17 protein-coding genes and 1 pseudogene are annotated in these 18,603 nt (G+C 36.0%); 16 read left to right on the plus strand and 2 right to left on the minus strand.

Annotated features, from left to right (window positions below):
* Window positions 1-3 precede the first annotated feature (3 nt).
* The 7 genes from HR057_RS11780 (at window position 4) to HR057_RS11810 (ending at window position 7,696) form a co-directional block, all read left to right on the plus strand.
* Complete coding sequence (locus HR057_RS11780; protein ID WP_173731642.1) at window positions 4-393, plus strand: MaoC family dehydratase; 390 nt, start codon at window positions 4-6, stop codon at window positions 391-393.
* Window positions 393-1,187 carry an SDR family NAD(P)-dependent oxidoreductase gene (locus tag HR057_RS11785; RefSeq protein ID WP_173731643.1) on the plus strand — a complete coding sequence of 265 codons (795 nt, stop codon included), beginning with the start codon at window positions 393-395 and terminating at the stop codon, window positions 1,185-1,187. Before HR057_RS11780 ends, HR057_RS11785 begins: the two co-directional genes overlap by 1 nt.
* A 301-nt stretch (window positions 1,188-1,488) precedes the next feature.
* Window positions 1,489-2,670 carry a sulfite reductase subunit alpha gene (locus HR057_RS11790; RefSeq protein WP_407926124.1) on the plus strand — a complete coding sequence of 394 codons (1,182 nt, stop codon included), beginning with the start codon at window positions 1,489-1,491 and terminating at the stop codon, window positions 2,668-2,670.
* A gap of 329 nt (window positions 2,671-2,999) precedes the next feature.
* Window positions 3,000-4,088, plus strand: coding sequence for a Fe(3+) ABC transporter substrate-binding protein (locus HR057_RS11795; RefSeq protein ID WP_173731645.1), 1,089 nt, complete (start codon window positions 3,000-3,002; stop codon window positions 4,086-4,088).
* Window position 4,089: 1 nt separating this feature from the next.
* Window positions 4,090-5,739: an ABC transporter permease gene (locus HR057_RS11800; protein WP_173731646.1), complete on the plus strand. Its 1,650-nt coding sequence runs from the start codon at window positions 4,090-4,092 to the stop codon at window positions 5,737-5,739.
* The gene (locus tag HR057_RS11805; RefSeq protein WP_173731647.1) at window positions 5,736-6,431 is read left to right on the plus strand and encodes an ABC transporter ATP-binding protein; all 696 of its coding nucleotides are present in this window, start codon (window positions 5,736-5,738) and stop codon (window positions 6,429-6,431) included. Before HR057_RS11800 ends, HR057_RS11805 begins: the two co-directional genes overlap by 4 nt.
* Before the next feature lie 146 nt (window positions 6,432-6,577).
* Window positions 6,578-7,696, plus strand: a complete 1,119-nt coding sequence (locus HR057_RS11810; protein ID WP_173731683.1) for a mechanosensitive ion channel family protein — start codon at window positions 6,578-6,580, stop codon at window positions 7,694-7,696.
* 461 nt (window positions 7,697-8,157) lie between these two features.
* Here the strand turns inward: HR057_RS11810 and HR057_RS11815 are convergent, their stop codons facing one another.
* Window positions 8,158-9,123 (minus strand): copper amine oxidase N-terminal domain-containing protein, encoded by a 966-nt coding sequence (locus HR057_RS11815; protein ID WP_173731648.1) that lies wholly within the window; start codon window positions 9,121-9,123, stop codon window positions 8,158-8,160.
* 154 nt (window positions 9,124-9,277) lie between these two features.
* On the opposite strand from HR057_RS11815, the gene HR057_RS11820 reads away from it, so the two are divergent.
* From HR057_RS11820 to HR057_RS17325, 6 genes and pseudogenes are all read left to right on the plus strand, one after another.
* Window positions 9,278-9,880 (plus strand): diguanylate cyclase, encoded by a 603-nt coding sequence (locus tag HR057_RS11820; RefSeq protein WP_329955879.1) that lies wholly within the window; start codon window positions 9,278-9,280, stop codon window positions 9,878-9,880.
* A gap of 130 nt (window positions 9,881-10,010) precedes the next feature.
* Window positions 10,011-10,938 (plus strand): annotated as a pseudogene (locus tag HR057_RS11825) (YitT family protein).
* 85 nt (window positions 10,939-11,023) lie between these two features.
* On the plus strand, window positions 11,024-11,257 hold the full coding sequence (locus tag HR057_RS11830; RefSeq protein WP_173731649.1) for a hypothetical protein: 234 nt from the start codon (window positions 11,024-11,026) through the stop codon (window positions 11,255-11,257).
* A 142-nt stretch (window positions 11,258-11,399) separates the two neighbouring features.
* Window positions 11,400-11,834, plus strand: coding sequence for a hypothetical protein (locus HR057_RS11835; protein WP_173731650.1), 435 nt, complete (start codon window positions 11,400-11,402; stop codon window positions 11,832-11,834).
* A gap of 489 nt (window positions 11,835-12,323) precedes the next feature.
* The gene (locus HR057_RS11840; RefSeq protein WP_173731651.1) at window positions 12,324-13,010 is read left to right on the plus strand and encodes a response regulator transcription factor; all 687 of its coding nucleotides are present in this window, start codon (window positions 12,324-12,326) and stop codon (window positions 13,008-13,010) included.
* The gene (locus tag HR057_RS17325; RefSeq protein WP_173731652.1) at window positions 12,994-14,409 is read left to right on the plus strand and encodes an ATP-binding protein; all 1,416 of its coding nucleotides are present in this window, start codon (window positions 12,994-12,996) and stop codon (window positions 14,407-14,409) included. The genes HR057_RS11840 and HR057_RS17325 overlap by 17 nt, the downstream gene beginning before the upstream one ends.
* Before the next feature lie 281 nt (window positions 14,410-14,690).
* Here HR057_RS17325 and HR057_RS11850 read toward each other — a convergent pair whose 3' ends face one another.
* Window positions 14,691-15,242, minus strand: a complete 552-nt coding sequence (locus HR057_RS11850; RefSeq protein ID WP_173731685.1) for a GbsR/MarR family transcriptional regulator — start codon at window positions 15,240-15,242, stop codon at window positions 14,691-14,693.
* Between the two features lie 245 nt (window positions 15,243-15,487).
* On the opposite strand from HR057_RS11850, the gene proV reads away from it, so the two are divergent.
* From proV to HR057_RS11865, 3 genes are read left to right on the plus strand one after another with little or no spacing between them, the layout of a single operon-like run.
* Window positions 15,488-16,759: a glycine betaine/L-proline ABC transporter ATP-binding protein ProV gene (gene proV, locus HR057_RS11855; RefSeq protein ID WP_173731653.1), complete on the plus strand. Its 1,272-nt coding sequence runs from the start codon at window positions 15,488-15,490 to the stop codon at window positions 16,757-16,759.
* Window positions 16,749-17,609: an ABC transporter permease gene (locus HR057_RS11860; protein ID WP_173731654.1), complete on the plus strand. Its 861-nt coding sequence runs from the start codon at window positions 16,749-16,751 to the stop codon at window positions 17,607-17,609. The genes proV and HR057_RS11860 overlap by 11 nt, the downstream gene beginning before the upstream one ends.
* A complete protein-coding gene (locus tag HR057_RS11865) occupies window positions 17,609-18,529 on the plus strand; it encodes a glycine betaine ABC transporter substrate-binding protein (RefSeq protein WP_173731655.1) in 921 nt (306 codons plus the stop codon). Before HR057_RS11860 ends, HR057_RS11865 begins: the two co-directional genes overlap by 1 nt.
* Window positions 18,530-18,603 lie beyond the last annotated feature (74 nt).

The raw sequence follows: 18,603 nt of genomic DNA on the forward strand, positions 1-18,603 counted from the left end.
ATCATGTTCAATGAACGGATGCTTTTACCAATTGTTATTGAAAACCTTAGTGAAGATGTCGTTCGCAATTATGCATGGATATCGGGCGATAAAAATGGAATCCATCTTGACCCTATAAAAGCTAAAAAAGCAGGTTTTCCGGAGAGAATTGTCCACGGTATGCTATCGATGGCCTGTTGTTCCCGTTTATTCCTTCCATGGCTAAATAATCATTTTTTTGTATCGAAGTTTACTACAACCTTTCGAAATCCTTTATTTGTTGGCGATTCTTTCATCATTTCGGGCCAATTGTTATTGGAAGATGAAAATATTGTAAAAATTTCATTTACAGGAAAGAAGCAAAATGGAGACTTGGTTGTGACGGGTGATGCGGAATTAAAGAAGGTGAGATGATGAATTTTGTTGGCCGTACTGCGATTATTACAGGTTCTAGCCGAGGGATAGGCAGAAGTATTGCTGAAAAGCTTGCGCAATTAGGAGCATTTGTTGTAATCAATGGAAGAAACAATGAAACAGTTGATGAGGTTGTTGCTCTTATTAGAGAGAATGGTGGAAAAGCTTGTGGTGTTGTCGGGAGTGTTTCAAATAAGCAAACAGCAGATCTTCTTGTGAATAGCGCGCTTGATCATACAGGTAGAATTGATCTTTTAGTAAATAACGCTGGTACTATTGCCGATCGGCTCAGTTATAAAATGACACTTGAAGAATTTAATGAAGTCATCGATATCCATGTGAAAGGAACTTTTCTATGCACAAAAGCTGCAGTTAACATCATGCGTCATCAAGAGGAAGGCGGCATGATTATTAATATGACTTCTCTTGCTGGCATGGAAGGAACGGTTGGGCAACTTAATTATAGTGCTGCTAAAGCAGCCTTAAACGGGATGACTTGGACTCTAGCGAAAGAATTGAAAAAGTACAATATTCAAGTAAATGGGGTGTCCCCTGCAGCAGTCACAGATATGACTCGGCCATACATTGAAAAAGCAAAACAACATGGGGGAACGCTTTCGGATTATTGGAAAATTGGAACAGTAGATGATGTTTCTAATTTTATCGTAAAATTAGTTGCTTATCGGAATCTTGAACGTTCCGGTGAAATTTACGCCGTAAATGGCAGCAAAATTGGCCGTTACTTAAAACCGAAGTATGAAGAAATTCAAGATATCGAAGAATTTTTATTATAGGGCCATTTTACTATAAGCACACGATTGGTGAAGTTTTTTCTAATTTTAGACATTTTCAGGATGCTGTAAAAAGAAATGTAATTAATGGTTTATCTTCAATAAAAAGTAAATTAAACCTGTCACTTGTAAAGTGCTTTTTATCACTGAAGCGCTTTGTTTTTTTTATTATAAAATAGGTGAAGTGGGAAATAACTGGTTTTGAAGTAAATTTTCAATAAAAAAAATTGTGAAAAAAAATACAACCATTTTTCCTATTTCGTGATATGCTATAGGTATACAACAATGAGAGGTGAAGATTGTGGTGCTTACAGAATTAAAAAAATCTGAACAACCAAATGAGGGAAAAAAAGTGCCAGCTTATTCAAGAACAAATCCATTTTATGCAAAAGTCATTAAAAATATTAACTTAAATGGTGCTGGTTCTAGTAAAGAAACAAGGCATCTTGAGCTTTCATTGGAAGGTTCGGGTCTTACTTATGAACCAGGTGATGCACTTGGTATCATCCCTGAAAACGACCCTGAACTTGTAGCAGCCATTATTGAGGAAATGAATTGGGATCCTAACGAGGCTGTAACAATTAATAAACAAGGTGAAACAATACCTCTTAAAGAAGCTTTGACAAAACAGTTTGAAATTACTGCATTGTCAAGAAAACTTTTACAACAAGCAGCAGAACTTACAGATAACGAAGAATTAAAACGACTTGTTGCTGAAGAAAATGCTGAAGAATTAAAAGAATATATTTATGGCCGTGATTTGTTGGATATGTTGAAAGACTTCGGCCCTTGGAAAGCATCTTCACAAGACATCATAGGTTTATTACGCAAATTAATGCCACGTCTTTATTCTATTGCAAGCAGCATTAGTGCCCATCCGGAAGAAGTACATTTAACAATTGGTGCTGTTCGTTATACAGCCCACGGCCGTGAGCGTAAAGGTGTTTGCTCTGTATACGTTGCTGAACGCATTAAAGAAGGCGATACAATTCCAGTATTTGTTCAACCAAATAAACACTTTAGTCTTCCAGAGTCTAAAGAAGTTGATATTATTATGGTTGGTCCTGGTACAGGCATTGCACCATTCCGTTCATTTATTGAAGAACGCTCAGTCAATGGTACAACAGGAAAAACATGGTTATTCTTTGGTGACCAACATGAAGCAACAGACTTCCTTTATAAAGATGAATTAGAGGCTTATCAACAAAAAGGTGTAGTAACAAAAATTACGACAGCATTCTCTCGCGATACAGAGAAAAAAGTTTATGTACAGCATAGAATGTTAGAAAATAGCAAAGAATTATTTGAATGGTTAGAAAAAGGAGCATACTTCTATGTGTGCGGTGATAAGCAATACATGGCGAAAGACGTACATGAAGCGCTTATTACTATCATTGAACAAGAAGGCTCCATGACAAGAGAACAAGCTGAAGCATATTTAAATGATATGGCAAAACAAAAACGTTATCAACGTGATGTTTATTAATATTGAACAATAATGAAAACAAAAGCCGGGCATAATAACAATGCCTGGTTTTTTATTTGTGGATGATCCTTAGTTTTAATAGAAAATTACATATTTGAAGGTTCCTCTTAATTCAATTGTTTTCTTTTTTTAATGCCGAACAAAAAAATAATTTTTTCACGAAATAATTAAGATCCTTTCAATATATTCTTAAGAGCTTTTATAACTTAAAAATAGTAAAAATACTTAGATTATGTATTGACGAATAGGTTCAACCACAGTAAAATGAAAATGAAATTCATTGAAAACAATTATCATTATCACAAAAATAGTAAAAGGTGGTTGCAATTATGAAGTTTAAAAAATTTCTTAAACCTTTACTTGCAAGTGCGCTCTTGACAATTGGCCTTGTTGGCTGCGGAACGAATGAAGCAACGGAAGAGCCGCAACAAAAGGAACAGGAAACAGAACAAAAAGCAAGTGAAAACCAAGTTGTTAACGTTTTTACTGCTAGACATTATGAAGTAGACAATGAATTGTTTAAAATGTTTACTGAAGAAACAGGCATTCAAGTTAATGTTGTACAAGGGAAAGCAGAAGAACTTATTGAACGTTTGAAGCGTGAAGGGGAAAGCACACAAGCTGACCTATTTATTACTGTTGATGGTGGTGTGCTTGCCAATGCGAAACAAAACGATGTTCTTCAACCAGTAAACTCTGATGTAATCAATGAAAATGTGCCTGAACAATTCCGCGATGTTGATAACTATTGGATTGGAATGGCAACAAGAGCTCGTATTATTGCTTATGCAAAGGATCGCGTCACGCCAGATCAACTATCTACATATGAAGATTTAGCAACGGATAAATGGGCAGGAAAAATTGCAGTCCGTTCTTCTACAAGCTTGTATAACCAATCACTACTAGCTTCTTTCATCGAATTAAATGGGGAAGAAGCAGCAGAAAAGTGGGCGGCTGGAATTGTGAAAAACTTTGCACGTCAACCGGATGGCGGTGACCGTGATCAAGCAAAAGCAATTGTTGCTGGAACAGGCGATATTGCAATTATGAACACTTACTATGTCGGCTTATTAGCTAATTCTGAAGATCCTGAAGAAAGAAAAGTCGCTGAACAGATTGGCGTATTCTTCCCGAACCAAGAAACAACCGGAACACATGTGAATATTAGCGGTATTGGTTTAACAAAGCATAGCAAAAATAAAGAAAATGCTATAAAATTAATAGAGTATATTACAAGTGTTGAAGCACAAGAGTTTTTATCTGCAAATAACTTCGAGTTTCCTGTTAATCCAAATGCGAAAAAACCAGAATTACTTGAATCTTGGGGCGAATTCAAAATGCAGGAACTTAACTTTGATACTTTAGGAGAACATAATCAAAAAGCGATCGAAATCTTTAATAAAGTTGGTTGGAAGTAAAATGAAGATTGATACAGTTAAACGTTTTGTTCAAAAAGAACTGAACGGTTGGTGGATCATTAGTATGATGGGCGCAGCAGCAATTCTGTTGCCCATCCTTTTTGTATTTTTTACGCTATTTCAAAAACCAAATGAAAATTGGTTTCATATTAAGCAATTTTTATTGTCCAATTATGTTTTCAATACTGTAACTCTCGTTATTTGTACGGGGATTGTTGCTGCATTTTTAGGTGTGACACTAGCTTGGCTTGTGGCAGCTTATGATTTTCCTTTGAAAAATTTTTTCAAATGGGCCTTAATATTGCCGCTCGCCATTCCACCTTATATTGCGGCTTTTACTTATAAAACAATGTTGAGTTACACCGGCTTTGTACAAAAAACACTCCGAAACGAGTTCCAATATCAAATTGATCCGGAGTTGTTATCCGTTTCTTCGATTCGTGGAGCGGTTTTTATTTTTTCGTTTTTCCTATTTCCGTATGTCTATATTATTACGAAGTCATTTTTGGAAAATCAAAGTACAGCCTATATTGAAAATGCACGGCTATTAGGAAGAAAGCCGCTGGCGATATTCTTTAAGGTCGTTTTGCCTCTGTCGCGTCCGGCTATTGTAGGGGGCATTGTTCTAGTTATTTATGAAGTGCTTAGTGACTATGGATTAACGAGTTATTTTGGCATCCATACGATTACAACCGCCATCTTCCAAACTTGGTTTGCGATGTATGATATCGATACAGCGATGCGGCTTGCGGCTTGGCTCATGGTTGTTATTGTCGGTTTATTTTTGATAGAAAGGATGTTGCGAAAGCGCCGCCGCTATCATATTAGCAATAAATCACGGCCTCTTACGCCAATTAAACTGAAAGGATTCCGTGCATTTGCTGCATTTATGTATTGTTTCACTGTTTTTATGATTGGTTTTTTTATTCCGTTTATTCAGCTAATTGCTTGGGCAAAGCTAACATTTCATAAAATTTGGGATGAATCATTCTTTTCGTATCTCTATCAAACCGTTCATGTTGCATCCATCTCAACCATCATCATACTTATTTTCGCTGTGATCGTTGCCAATATGTCACGGACTCAATCGACATTTTCTTTTGTTTTATCAAAAATTGTTACATCTGGCTATTCCATACCGGGTGCTATTATTGCCATTGGTGTTTTAGCGGTATTTATTACACTTGATAAGTGGTTAGCTCCTGTATATTCGCAAATGGGGCTTGGAGAAGCTCCGCTTATTTTAAGTATGTCGATTGGTATGCTAATCACTGGCTATGTCATTCGTTTTATGGCGACGGGTTTTAATGCAATTGAGGTTGGTTTTGAAAAGGTTGGTACAAAATATACGGAAGCAGCGAGAATGCTTGGACATGGTGTAACAAAGGCATTTTTCAAAGTTGATCTTCCGTTGATTAAAGGAGCTCTTCTAAGCGGTTTTATTTTAACTTTTGTAGAAATTACGAAAGAATTGCCATTAGTATTGTTATTAAGGCCTTTTAATTTTAACACACTGTCTACAAAAGCGTACCAATATGCCAGCGATGAACAAATTCAAGAAGCATCGATCCCATCGTTAATGATTATTGCTATTAGCATCCTATCCGTTATTGTGTATCAAATGATTGATAAAAAGAAGGTGAGCAAATGAACATTTTAGAAATTAGTAGACTTACCTTTTCGTTTTCGCGCAAATCTGAACCTGTAATAAAAGATTTTTCATTTTCTATGAAAAAAGGGGAAATTGTCGGTATTTTAGGGCAAAGCGGAAGCGGCAAAAGTACATTGCTCCGTTTAATTTCAGGTTTGGAAATGGCGCAATCGGGATCGATTAAAATTGCAGGAAAAACTGTTTTTGATCAAAAAGTATTTATACAGCCGGAAGATCGAGGAGTTGGCATGGTTTTCCAAGATTATGCTTTGTTTCCACATATGAATGTTCGTGATAATATTCTTTTTGGCTTACATCGGCTTCCGCGTAAAGAGCGCAAGGGACGTGTAAAAGAAATGCTTGAACTTGTAAAGATGGAGCCGTTTGAATTAAGATTTCCCCACGAATTAAGCGGAGGCCAGCAGCAACGGATTGCTCTTGCTAGGGCATTGGCACCGAAACCGAATTTGCTTTTAATGGATGAACCTTTTAGCAATTTGGATGCGGATTTAAAAGAAGCGATTCGAGAAGATCTTCGATATATTTTAAAAACAGCGAATATGACCTGTATTATTGTCACTCATGATCGTCAAGATGTTGATGCTATTTGTGACCGAAGTATCATTTTAGGGCAAAAGCAAAATGAGAGCAAAAACAATGATAAAATTGATATGCTAACAATAATAAAATAGTAAAGAAAATAGGGCATCAGTCGGAACTTTCTCCTGCTGATGCTTTTTCGTTTGTAGATTATTTATGTAACAGTTATTATAGTACGTGAAAACTTTTAATTCGCACTAAATGATGAAAAAGGAGGGCTTGGCTTTTGGAAACAATTATGAACTATGAATTTTTGTATGAAGTGTCTATATCCATTGGGATTTTTCTCTTGTTTCTTTTGCTAAGAAAAGTGTTTACGAAATACATTTTTCATTTAATTTTAAAATTGATGAATAAAACGCCAACGGATCTTTTTTCACATATATGGCGTTCATTTGAAAAGCCGATTAGTTGGTTATTTGTGATTATTGGAATTTACTTGGCGGCCCGCTTTTTTCCATATATAGATCATAAAGCCCCTATGTTTGTAAGAGCGATTCGAGCGTCAATTATTTTGTTAACGGCATGGGGATGTTATAATGTGGCATCAGCAAGTTCAATTGCAATTATGAAATTGAATAAAAAGCTGAATTTTGAAATTGATGAAATATTAATTCCGTTTTTATCAAAGACGATTCGGTTTATTATTGTTGTGCTAAGTTTGAGCATCGTTGCTCAAGAATTTGGCTATAATGTCAATAGTTTAGTGGCAGGATTGGGAATCGGTGGTGTTGCCGTTGCTTTGGCTGCTAAAGATGCACTAGGAAATTTATTTGGCGGTCTAGTAATAATTACGGAAAAGCCATTTTCAATCGGCGACTGGATCATGACGCCAACAGTAGAAGGAACTGTTGAAGATATTACATTTCGCAGCACGAAAATAAGAACGTTTGCCCAAGCATTAGTAACCGTTCCGAATTCAACGTTGGCCAATGAACCGATTACGAACTGGAGCAAAATGGGGAAACGCCGGATTACCTTCCAATTGGGAGTTGCTTATGATACACCTAAAGATAAACTTGAGCGTACAATTTCTCAAATTGAAACAATGTTAAAAAATCATCCGGGAATCCACCCCGATACAATTTTTGTTACATTTGACCAGTACAATGCCAATAGTTTAGAAATATTTTTATATTTCTTTACGAAAACAACCGTTTGGGAAGAATATTTGCAAGTGAAACAAGATGTTAACTTCAAAATCATGGAGATTTTAGAAGCTGAAGGAGTATCTGTTGCACTCCCTACTAGAATGTTAATAACTTCGAAGGAATCTGAAAGCATGCTAAAAGCTGCAACAAAATTAAGTGCTAATGATACTTATAATAATGGTGTAAGACAAAGAGACACTTTATAAATAAAAAATAGAGAGGGGATTTCCGAAAGAGGAAATCCCCTAAATTGTATCTATCATAAAAAAATCTGAAACCTATTGTTTTGTGTTTTAAAGGAAAGGTAAGGGCGTTAAGAGTTATACAAACAACTTTTTAGACACCGCTTTACGAAGTGATGTTCACTTAGTTTAATAAAAATATTTATTAGGGTTGAGGCTGAACTTGATTTATTTCTGTGAAAAAAAGGCATGAAAATTTTTAAAACAAAAGTTCATGAATGTTTTCTATGAAAAAGGCATTTGAAATTATTTTCATTGGGTTACTGTCACAAGTCCACGGATGGATGTTTTTTTGACATTCCGTAAAAGATCTATGGTTGCTAGATAAACTTGTGAAGCAAGGAAAGGAGATGTTCATTTCTGAACACCCCCTGCAAAACTGAATTTCAATCAGCAACTATAATGGGAAATGAACTTGTTCTCTATTAACGCAATATTTCAAGAATATCCTCGGAAACGTATATTTTTCCTTGATTAATTTCAGGTTGTAATTTAAATTCAAGAGTTCTTCCATTATATTTGTAGTCGTTTTTTCTAGGTGAAATTTGAATGGATTGATTTTCCTTACTTATTTGTACTTCTGAAATTTTTTCAATCCACTTTACTTCATACCCTAAATATTCAGCTATTTTTCGTAAAGGAATCATTTTCACTCCGTTTTTGATCCTATGATCCTCTTTTATGATTTGCTCTACTTTTTCAAGAGGGGTTTCTCCTTGATTATTTTCATCTTTCATGTCTAAAGCAATGATTTTCGTAGGTGTTGTTTGTGCTGGGATGCTCTTTGTAGTTCCTTTGTAGAATACAATTAACTCTTTGTCTTTTAAATCTTCTATTTTAATGTTCTCACCTTTTTGATTCATCAGCACAGTATTTTCATCAATATTTAATTTTAGTTCGTTATCCAAACTAACGAAGTTTTCATCAAATAGGGCAACCTTTACTTCACCAGGATTTTTTTCGTCTTTTACAATGACGATTTCCGGTGGAATGATTGCCGGATAAATCATTAAAATTGGTTTGTGTTTATCATAATAAACATCAATGCGTTGCCCTTCCTGTAAATATTCTTTCTTTTGTCTTTCTGTCGTGTGGCTATCGTAGATCAGCACTTCATCCGAAATTGGGAAATGTGTCTCTAATGTTTTGTCCGTATGTTCTACAATTAATTTTGGTAAACCGGATTCTTTGTCTATTTTTGTAATGATACCAGAGACTTTAATAAAATTTGATGTTTCAATTTGTGCTTGTTGGTCATTCTCCTCAACGGCAGAAATTGGTTTTATTAATTCATTCGTAAGATTATCTTGTGCAGATGCAGGTGAACTAAATAATAAAGGACCTGTCAATAAAGTAGCTGCAGTGATTAACGTTATTTTATTTCTTTTCATTTTTTTCCCTCCTTCATTGTGTTTTGACGTAAAAAATGGTGAAAGGTTACAAAAAAAATAAAGTCTGAATGTTCATACAACTTTCAAGATTTGATTAGTAAATATTTTATATAATAGAGATAGAAATTATAGTCCTCAGCGAGGGGGAGTGAAAGTGAAACAAAATGATAATGGAAGCTTGACTGTTGAGAAAAAAGTTTTCACTCAAGAAGAGTTAGAACCGTTCATATATATTGATTCTCTAACAAAGCTTCCAAATTTTAATTATTTTAAAGATGTGTTTGAGCGGAAATGGAAAAGTGCCATTCGGAAACAAGACCCTCTCTCATTAATCGTCTTTGACCTAGATTTTTTAGGACTTTATAATGCCCGTTATGGTTTTGAAGCTGGAAATAAAGTTTTAAAGAAAATTGCGGATAAGGTAAAATCTTTATTAAACCGTCCTGAAGATTTTCTTGCAAGATATGAAGGTGGGACGTTTCTAATCTTGCTTCCTGAGACAAATACCAACGGTGCCTTGTTTGTTGCTGAAAAAGTTCGCAAAGAAATTGAAATGATGAAAATCCCCCATTGTGAGTCAAAAATATCTAAATATGTAACGATTAGTTTTGGTGTCGGAACGAAAACACCATTTATTTGGGAAGATCCATTTCATTTTTTTAAAGCGGTTGAGCAAGCGATGTATACTGCGAAAAATAGAGGCAGAAACCAAGGTTTATGGAATAATGTATTTGAATACGACAATGAAAATAACTGAAAAACAATTGGGTGAGATTTTCAATCTTTTGGATGGATCTCACCCTATTTGTGTTTCTCTAAATCATCGGAATTTTTCAGAAGAAAAAGAATTGTGCTATAATAAAATGGTTAATGGAAAGGGTGATGCGATGGAAAACAAATTATTAAAAAACGAAAATGTATCAGAGCCATCTATTAAAGAACAAATTTTCAACCAAATTCAACACCAAAAATTAACGAAAAGCAAATTTGCAAAAAGGGTTTTCTTTTTGTTTATTGGCGCATTTTTAATGGCAATAGGTCTTGAAATTTTTCTTGTCCCTAACAAAATTATGGATGGTGGAATCGTCGGTATTTCAATTATTTTATCTCATGTAACGGGTGTGAAATTGGGATTATTTTTATTCTTCTTAAATGTTCCCTTCTTTTTTATTGGCTATAAGCAAATAGGAAAAACCTTCGCAGTTTCCACTCTTTTTGGTATTACCGTCATGTCTTTAGCTACTATCTTTTTTCACCCAGTACCAGCATTTACAGATGATAATTTGCTTGCAACTGTTTTTGGCGGAATCATTCTTGGAGCTGGTGTAGGCCTTGTCATCCGTTATGGTGGTTCATTGGATGGTACTGAAATCCTGGCAATTATTATGAACAGACAGCTGCCATTTACCGTTGGTGAAATTATAATGTTTTAATATATTTATTTTTGGTATTGGTGGATTTGTCTTTGGCTGGGATCGAGCAATGTATTCAATATTAGCGTATTTTATCGCCTTTAAAACCATTGATATTGTTATTGAAGGGCTTGATCAGTCCAAATCGGTATGGATTATCAGCGACAAAGATGATGCAATCGCTAAAGCTTTAATGGCGCGCTTAGGCCGTGGTGTCACCTATTTAAAAGGGGAAGGTGCTTACACTGGAGATGACAAAAAAGTTATTTTTTGTGTCATTTCCCGTCTGGAAGAAGCAAAATTAAAGTTGATTGTTGAAGAAATTGACCCTTCTGCCTTTTTGGCTGTTGCTGATATTGCAGAAGTGCGCGGAGGAAGATTTAAAAAGAAAGCCATCCACTAATGAATTCCAAAAAAATGGAAGAATAATACGTTTACTTAGACACATTCTATATGTTGTACAATAACAACATATAGGAGGAAAAAGTATGGCACAAATTGATACGAACAAATTAAAACAAGCGGAGGCAGCTACATCTTTAGCAAAAGATGCAATAACACAAGCTATTGAACAATCAGCTGCAAACACTGTTTTAGCAGCAGAGGCTTTAAAACAAGCTGCTAATGAAATTGCCCAAGCTCAAACAATGATTAGTCAAGTTCAATCCCAGCTTCAAACACAAAGTTCTTCTTCCGGTGGAGGAGCAGATTTCCAAATTTAACACAGGCGTAACTGATAAGGCTATCCAAAAACGATACACCGTCTTTTGGATGGTCTTTTTTATGAAAATTTTTTTGCAATCAATGAAAAACAATAGTAAATTTAATGGGAAACAATTATTTATTAAAAGGGGTGTGGTTTAAATGGCTTCATTTATTCGTTTTTTTAAAGGCAGAAAAAATTTACTTTTTATTACTTCTATTTTATTCCTTATTTTAACGGGGTGTACTTCCCAAGAGAAGCCAAGGGAAATAGAGTATAAACCTTATACATTAGCTGAATTGGCAAAACAAGATTTTGCGAATGTCAACAAAATTGAAATTGTAAATGGTGAAACAGGAGAAGAAAAAACAGTTGAAGATGTAGAGCAAGTAAAAGAATTTATAAGAAATATGGAAGATGCTTATTTCAAGCCTGATTTCGATCAACAGCCAAGGAAAGGTTGGGAATATTTCATCACATTTTATGAAGACCGGAAAAAAGTTTTTGAATTCTACACAAATTATATAGATAATATTTATTTTAAGCCGGATGAAAAAGTAATGGCTGCAGTTGAACAACTTTTTAATTCAAAATAACTTTTGAAAATAGCTGCCTCTTTTTTCTTTGACATAAAGTGGACTTAATCCTTAAGTATAATGGAATAAATATTAGGGTTGATTATAAATATTTAGAGGAGCAATCAAGATTCCTAAAATGGCCCGTGGTGGTATTGTTGATGTTGATTATAAATATTTAGAGGAGCAATCCATTGGATTGAAGGGTAAAACAGTAATTGGAGTGCAAAGGTGGACAAGACAATGCTCACATGACAATGGTTACTGTGAAATACTGAACAAGTAGTAATGTTGGGTAATTATGGGAATTTGGCTATGTAACGGTGTTCCTCAACAGTTTTCAACAAACATCAAACGCGGGGTAAAAAGGAACTTCCAGCTTTTTAATCAGTCCTTTTGAAGGGATACAATCTTATCTAGGAAAATATATCAAATAGATAGGATTACCCGTTCTTCAGTGGTTGATAGGATTAATAGTCAAATAGAGTTTGATGAAAAAGAGGGAAAGCTATGAAAACGATTTTGGTAGTAGAAGACGAAACAGCAATTTCGATCGTTTTAAAAGCTTATCTTGAAAAAGAACGTTTTAAAGTTTTGCAAGCTTTCACGGGAAGGGAAGCAATAGAAAAATTTGACCATGATAAACCCGACTTAGTTTTGTTGGATGTCATGCTGCCGGATATAAATGGGTGGAGTGTGCTTCAATATATTCGTGAAAAAAATTCTTGTCCAGTTATTATGTTGACAGCGCTTGGTGATATTGACAATAAGTTGCAAGGCTTTAAGCATGGAGCTGATGATTATTTGACAAAACCGTTTATTGGCGAAGAAGTTGTTGCTAGAGTTCATGCAGTATTGCGTCGCTCTACCCAAATTATAGAAAATGAGGATGTCGTTTATTACGGCAGTTTAAAAATAGATTTTCAAGCCCATGCTGTTTCATTAAATGGTGTTGAGTTATCATTTTCTCCTCGGGATTTATCATTATTTCTTTTCTTAGCGAAACATCCGAACCGTACTTTTACTAGAGAACAGCTTATTGAACAGGTATGGGGAATTGATTTTGAAGGCAGCGATCGAGCGGTTGATTTAGCGATAAAGAGAATACGAAAAGTATTATACCGATGGCCAGAAACAGAAGGAACGATAAAAACTTTGAGAGGATTGGGGTATCAATTCAGTGTTAAAGAAAAATGAACGACCCACACTTCTCCGTTATTGGACAACAAGGTATTTTTTAACGTTATGTATCGGTTTGTTAATCGTCGGTGTGATTTCCACAGTTTGGATCCGCCATTCGAATACGGAAAGGCGTCTTGAGATTTTAGAAATGACAGCGGAAGAAATTGCTGAGCGGATCGCATATACAAGCGAGTTCGTTCCCCTAGGTCTTTATTTGCCGAAAATATTGGAAGATAGATTTCGGTTTTTAAGATTAGAAGGAAAACCATTAATTTACGTAACGGATCAATATGGAAGAAATATTCTCTATGGCTTGAAAGACCAAATTTACTCGAGTATTGATTTTAATAAATTAATATCATACTCCAACATAAAAAATGTACAAAAAATTTCTCTCCCTCATGGAGAAGATTTCTATTTGGTGAAAAAAGAAATCGTAAAAAATAATAGGCATATTGGCTGGGTATTTATTCTTTTGCAAGAAAATGAACTGAAACGAAGCCCTGATGAAATAAAGTTGCTTGTAATTATGTTAAGCAGCTTGGCGGCACTTGGCTGGGCTGTCATTTATTTTTTATCAAAAAAATTGTCGCGGCCGATCACCGATATGGCAACGGCTGCAAATCGAATTGTTGAAGGGGACTATCGTATAACGGTAGATGAGACGATTAAAGAAAAAGAAATCTATGAGCTATTATATTCTTTTCGGGAAATGGCTTCCCGGCTTGAACAATTGGAATCATTGCGGACAGAGCTATTGGCAGGGGTGACCCATGAATTAAAAACACCGGTTACGGCTATTAGCGGTCTGATTCAGGCAGTTAAAGATGAAGTTGTAACTGGTGATGAAGCCAAATATTTTTTGACGCTTAGTCAAAAGGAAGTTTCGAGACTTCAAAAAATGGTTGAGGATTTACTTGATTTTAATAGTTTTGCAACCGGTAAAGTACGTATTGCAAAAGAAATGATAAACTTAAGGAAATATTTGGAGGAGATTTTATACCAATGGGAACTTCTTCATGAATATTCGCCAAAAATGAAGTTTTCATTATCTGAACAAGAACTTTGGATTTCAACAGATCCGTTGCGGTTAAGGCAAATTATTGTGAATCTGTTAAACAATGCGAAACAGGCATGCCAAGATGATTGCGAAATAACGTTGAATATTTATGGGCGTGATAATTCGGTTTACATTGATGTTATCGACAATGGCAGCGGAATTCCAAAAGAGGAACAGCTTCTTATTTTTGAGCGTTTCTTTCGCGGCAGCAATAAGAAACATAAAATTCGCGGGCTAGGATTAGGTCTCCCATTTAGCAAAATGATCGCCAAAGCACTCGGCGGCGACTTGTTTCTAAAAGAAAGTTCCGAACGGGGAACTATTTTTACCATACAATTACCCCGCCAGCGGTAACATAGAAATAGCCTAGAGGTGCCGGAGACGGTGTCGCAGAGGGGTCAGGCACCGCACTGGAGATGGTGCCGGAGACGGTACCGGAGAGGGGTCAGGCACCATACCGTAGATGTGCCACCAGAAAGAGAGAATCGAAAGGAATTTGTGGCAATGGTCCACAATCTCCTTAAATTGCGGGGATTCCGACACACTTTTTTAAGAAAAAGGAAAAACAGCGAATTGGAAAACTTCACCGTTTTCTCATTTCGCTGTTTTTTGTTTCTTTTTGGACAATACCTTTTTTATTTTTCCTTTTTTTCGTTTTTCGGAATAAAATTAAATATTTCGTGGGATTCAAAGCTGTCGACAAGCCGTGTTAACCATTGATAGTAATCTAAGCAAGCGTTAAGTTTTTCAATCATCATTTCGGCTTCTGTGCGAATGTCGCTATCAATATCTTCCTGTCCTAGTAGAAGTTGTAATTCTTTCTTTGATTTTTCAATCGCGGAGACGTTCATAGAAATTGCAGGTCTCCATTTGATGGAAAATAGATCTATAAATGTTTGATACCAATCCTCTTCAGCTTGGTAAAGGTCTTTTCGGACCCCTTTTTTCCATACTTTATCCACCATTTTTAAATCCATCAAACTTCTTACAGAGGTACTCATACTCGTTTTACTCATCCCTAATTCCTCTTTCATTTCATCAAGAGTCATCGGGTTTTTGCTGAAAAATAATAAACCGAATAATCTTCCGACTGAATCCGTAATACCGTATAAATTCATATTTTGTGCAATTGTATCAATGACTCGTTCTTTTGCCTGTTCTAATTGCTGTTTTGGATCTAATTTCATTTTCTTCATTTCCCACCATTCTAGTGTTACTTCACTGACTATAGACTACCACTATTATTTTGAAAGTAAAGAGTAGAAATTAATAGGATTTAGTAGGAAATTGGAGGAATTTTGAGAATAAGGTTTGTATTGTACGTACAGTTTTTTCTGTACAAACTTTACAAAGGAATACCGCTGTTTACCGGCTTTGAGGATATGTTCTGGAAAGTTTAGACTAAAAAAGTAAAGTATTGTGAGGTGAATATATGGGACAAGTACGGACAACTAAGATAAAAGTAAAAAATTTAACGAAAATTTTCGGGAAAAATCCAAAAAAAGCTCTTCAATTAATAAAAGAAGGCTATTCAAAAGCTGAAATATTAAAAAAGACAGGCTGTACTGTAGGAGTAAATCAGGCAAATTTTGAAGTTTACGCTGGTGAAATTTTTGTCATCATGGGTTTATCCGGAAGTGGAAAATCGACGCTCGTTAGAATGCTGAACAGGTTAATCGAGCCTACTAGTGGCTCCGTAGAAATCGATGGTGAGAATATTGTTAAAATGAATAAACAAAAATTACGTGACATTCGCCGAAAAAAAATTGGTATGGTTTTTCAAAAATTCGCCCTAATGCCCCATCGCACAGTATTAGAAAATACCGAATATGGACTGGAAATCCAAGGTGTAGAAAAAAAAGTAAGAAGACAAAAAGCATTGGAAGCTTTAAAATTAGTAGATTTGCTTGGCTATGAAAACCAATACCCCAGTCAACTAAGTGGAGGTATGCAACAGCGTGTGGGCTTGGCAAGAGCATTAGCCAATAATCCTGATATTTTACTAATGGATGAAGCGTTTAGTGCGTTAGACCCTTTGATCAGGAAAGATATGCAAGATGAGCTGTTGGAACTTCAGGGAAAAATGGAAAAAACGATTATTTTTATTACCCACGATTTAGATGAGGCTTTACGTATCGGGGACAGGATTGCATTAATGAAGGACGGGAACATCGTGCAGATAGGAACACCGGAAGAAATATTAATGAATCCTTCCAATGAGTATGTAGAAAGATTTGTTGAAGACGTGGACTTAAGTAAAGTTCTTACAGCTGGGCACGTGATGAAAAGAGCTGAGTCTGTGCAAATCGATAAAGGATCACGCGTTGCATTACAGATGATGAAAGATCTTGGCATTTCTAGTATTTATGTTGTTGACAAAAAGCAAAGATTACTTGGGGCAGTAACAGCTACGGAAGCAAGTAAGGCAGTAGAACAAAGAAAAAATCTTCAGGAAATATTAAATACATCTGTTAAAACTGTAACGAAAGAAACTCTGCTTGTAGATCTTTTTGAGGCAGTGTCAACCGCTGAGATTCCAGTGGCAGTTGTCGATAATGAAAACCGCCTTCGAGGAATCGTAATCAAAGGAGCCGTTCTTGGTGCATTGTCCGGAAATGAAAAATATATCAATCTTACATTAGAATCCGCAGAAACAATAAATCAAAACAATAAAGGAATAGGGGTGAGTGGAATTGGCAAATAAAGAAGCTGGATTATTGCCGAAATTGCCCCTTGCAGATTGGATTGACAGTTTAGTAGACGGGCTAACAGAAACTTTTGCTCCGGTGTTTGATGGGATTGCAGAAGCATTGGAAGCTGTTGTTGAAGGAATTGTTGCCGCACTTACATTGATTCCATCACTTGTATTTATCATTTTTTTAAGTTTAATAGCTTGGAAGATTTGCAGCAAAGGGATCGGGTTATTTACTTTCTTCGGCTTGTATTTAATTGACAATCTTGGTTATTGGGAACCAATGCTTGATACATTAGCGTTAGTCGTTACTTCCGTTATTATATCCGTTATTATTGGTATTCCAGTTGGTATATGGGCATCTCAGCAAAGCACTGCAAGAAAATTTATTACACCCATTTTAGATTTTATGCAAACGATGCCTGCGTTTGTTTATTTAATTCCCGCAATTTTCTTTTTTAATATCGGTGTCGTCCCGGGTGTTGTTGCTTCGGTTATTTTTGCAATGCCGCCAACGATTCGGCTTACAGTCTTAGGAATTCAGCAAGTGCCAGCTGATATTATCGAAGCGACTGAAGCATTCGGATCAACAACAAGACAGCGCCTTCTAAAAGTCCAATTGCCTTTGGCAATGCCAACTATAATGGCTGGCATCAATCAGAGTATTATGTTGGCCTTATCGATGGTTGTGATTGCTTCGATGGTTGGGGCGCCAGGTCTGGGGGCCGATGTTTATCGGGCTGTTACCCAAATTAAAACAGGTGTTGGTTTTGAAGCTGGTCTAGCAATTGTCATTATTGCCATTGTTTTGGACCGGATTACTCAAAATATAGGAAAAAATAAACAAGGGGGAAATGGTTGATGAAAAAATGGTTAAGCTCACTCTTCATTAGTGTTCTCATAGTAGGATTAGCGGCATGTGGCTCGCAAAGTACTGAGAATGAGACTTCTGTCAACAATTCTGGAAGTACGTCAGGGGAAGGTGCGAAAGTTTCAGTTGGTGAAATGGTAGATTATAAGATTATCGGCATCGACCCAGGGGCCGGTATTATGAAAGCGACTGAAAAAGCAATCGAGGAATATGGCTTGAACGATTGGAAACTTGTTGAAGGTTCAGGGGCTGCTATGACAGCTGCGCTAAAAAAAGCTTATGATAAAGAAGAACCAATTATTGTGACCGGTTGGACGCCACATTGGAAGTTTGCCAAATTTGATTTGAAATATCTTGATGATCCGAAAGGTGTCTATGGAGACGAAGAAAGCATTCATACCATTGTCCGCAACGGATTTAAAGAAGACCATCCGAATGCTTATAAAGTCTTAGACCAATTTTATTGGACTGCTGATGATATGAGTGCCGTGATGGTCATGATTGAAGAAGGTATGAAAGAGGAAGAAGCCGCTGCCAAGTGGGTTGAAGAAAATGCCGATACAATTGCCGAGTGGACAGCGGGTGTTGAAAAGGTGAATGGTGATAAAATAACTCTTGCTTATGTTGCTTGGGCAAGTGAAATTGCAAGCACGAATGTCATTGCAAAAGTATTACAAGACATCGGTTATAATGTAAAACTGACACAGTTGGAAGCAGGTGCGATGTGGGCAGGTATTGCCGATGGCAGTGCTGATGCTTCTGTGGCCGCATGGCTGCCGGTCACACATGCCGACTACTTTGCAGAATTTCAAGGTAAGTTTGAAGATTTAGGTCCAAATCTTGAAGGTACAAAAATTGGGTTAGTAGTACCAAGTTATATGGAAATTAATTCGATTGAGGAATTAAAATAAACGTTTAATTAATTATCAATAAAGCTGATAAAAAGGGACTATCAATAAAATTAGATCGATTCTCTTGGCTAGTT

The organism is Calidifontibacillus erzurumensis (assembly GCF_013303125.1).
Taxonomy (GTDB): domain Bacteria; phylum Bacillota; class Bacilli; order Bacillales; family Bacillaceae_J; genus Calidifontibacillus; species Calidifontibacillus erzurumensis.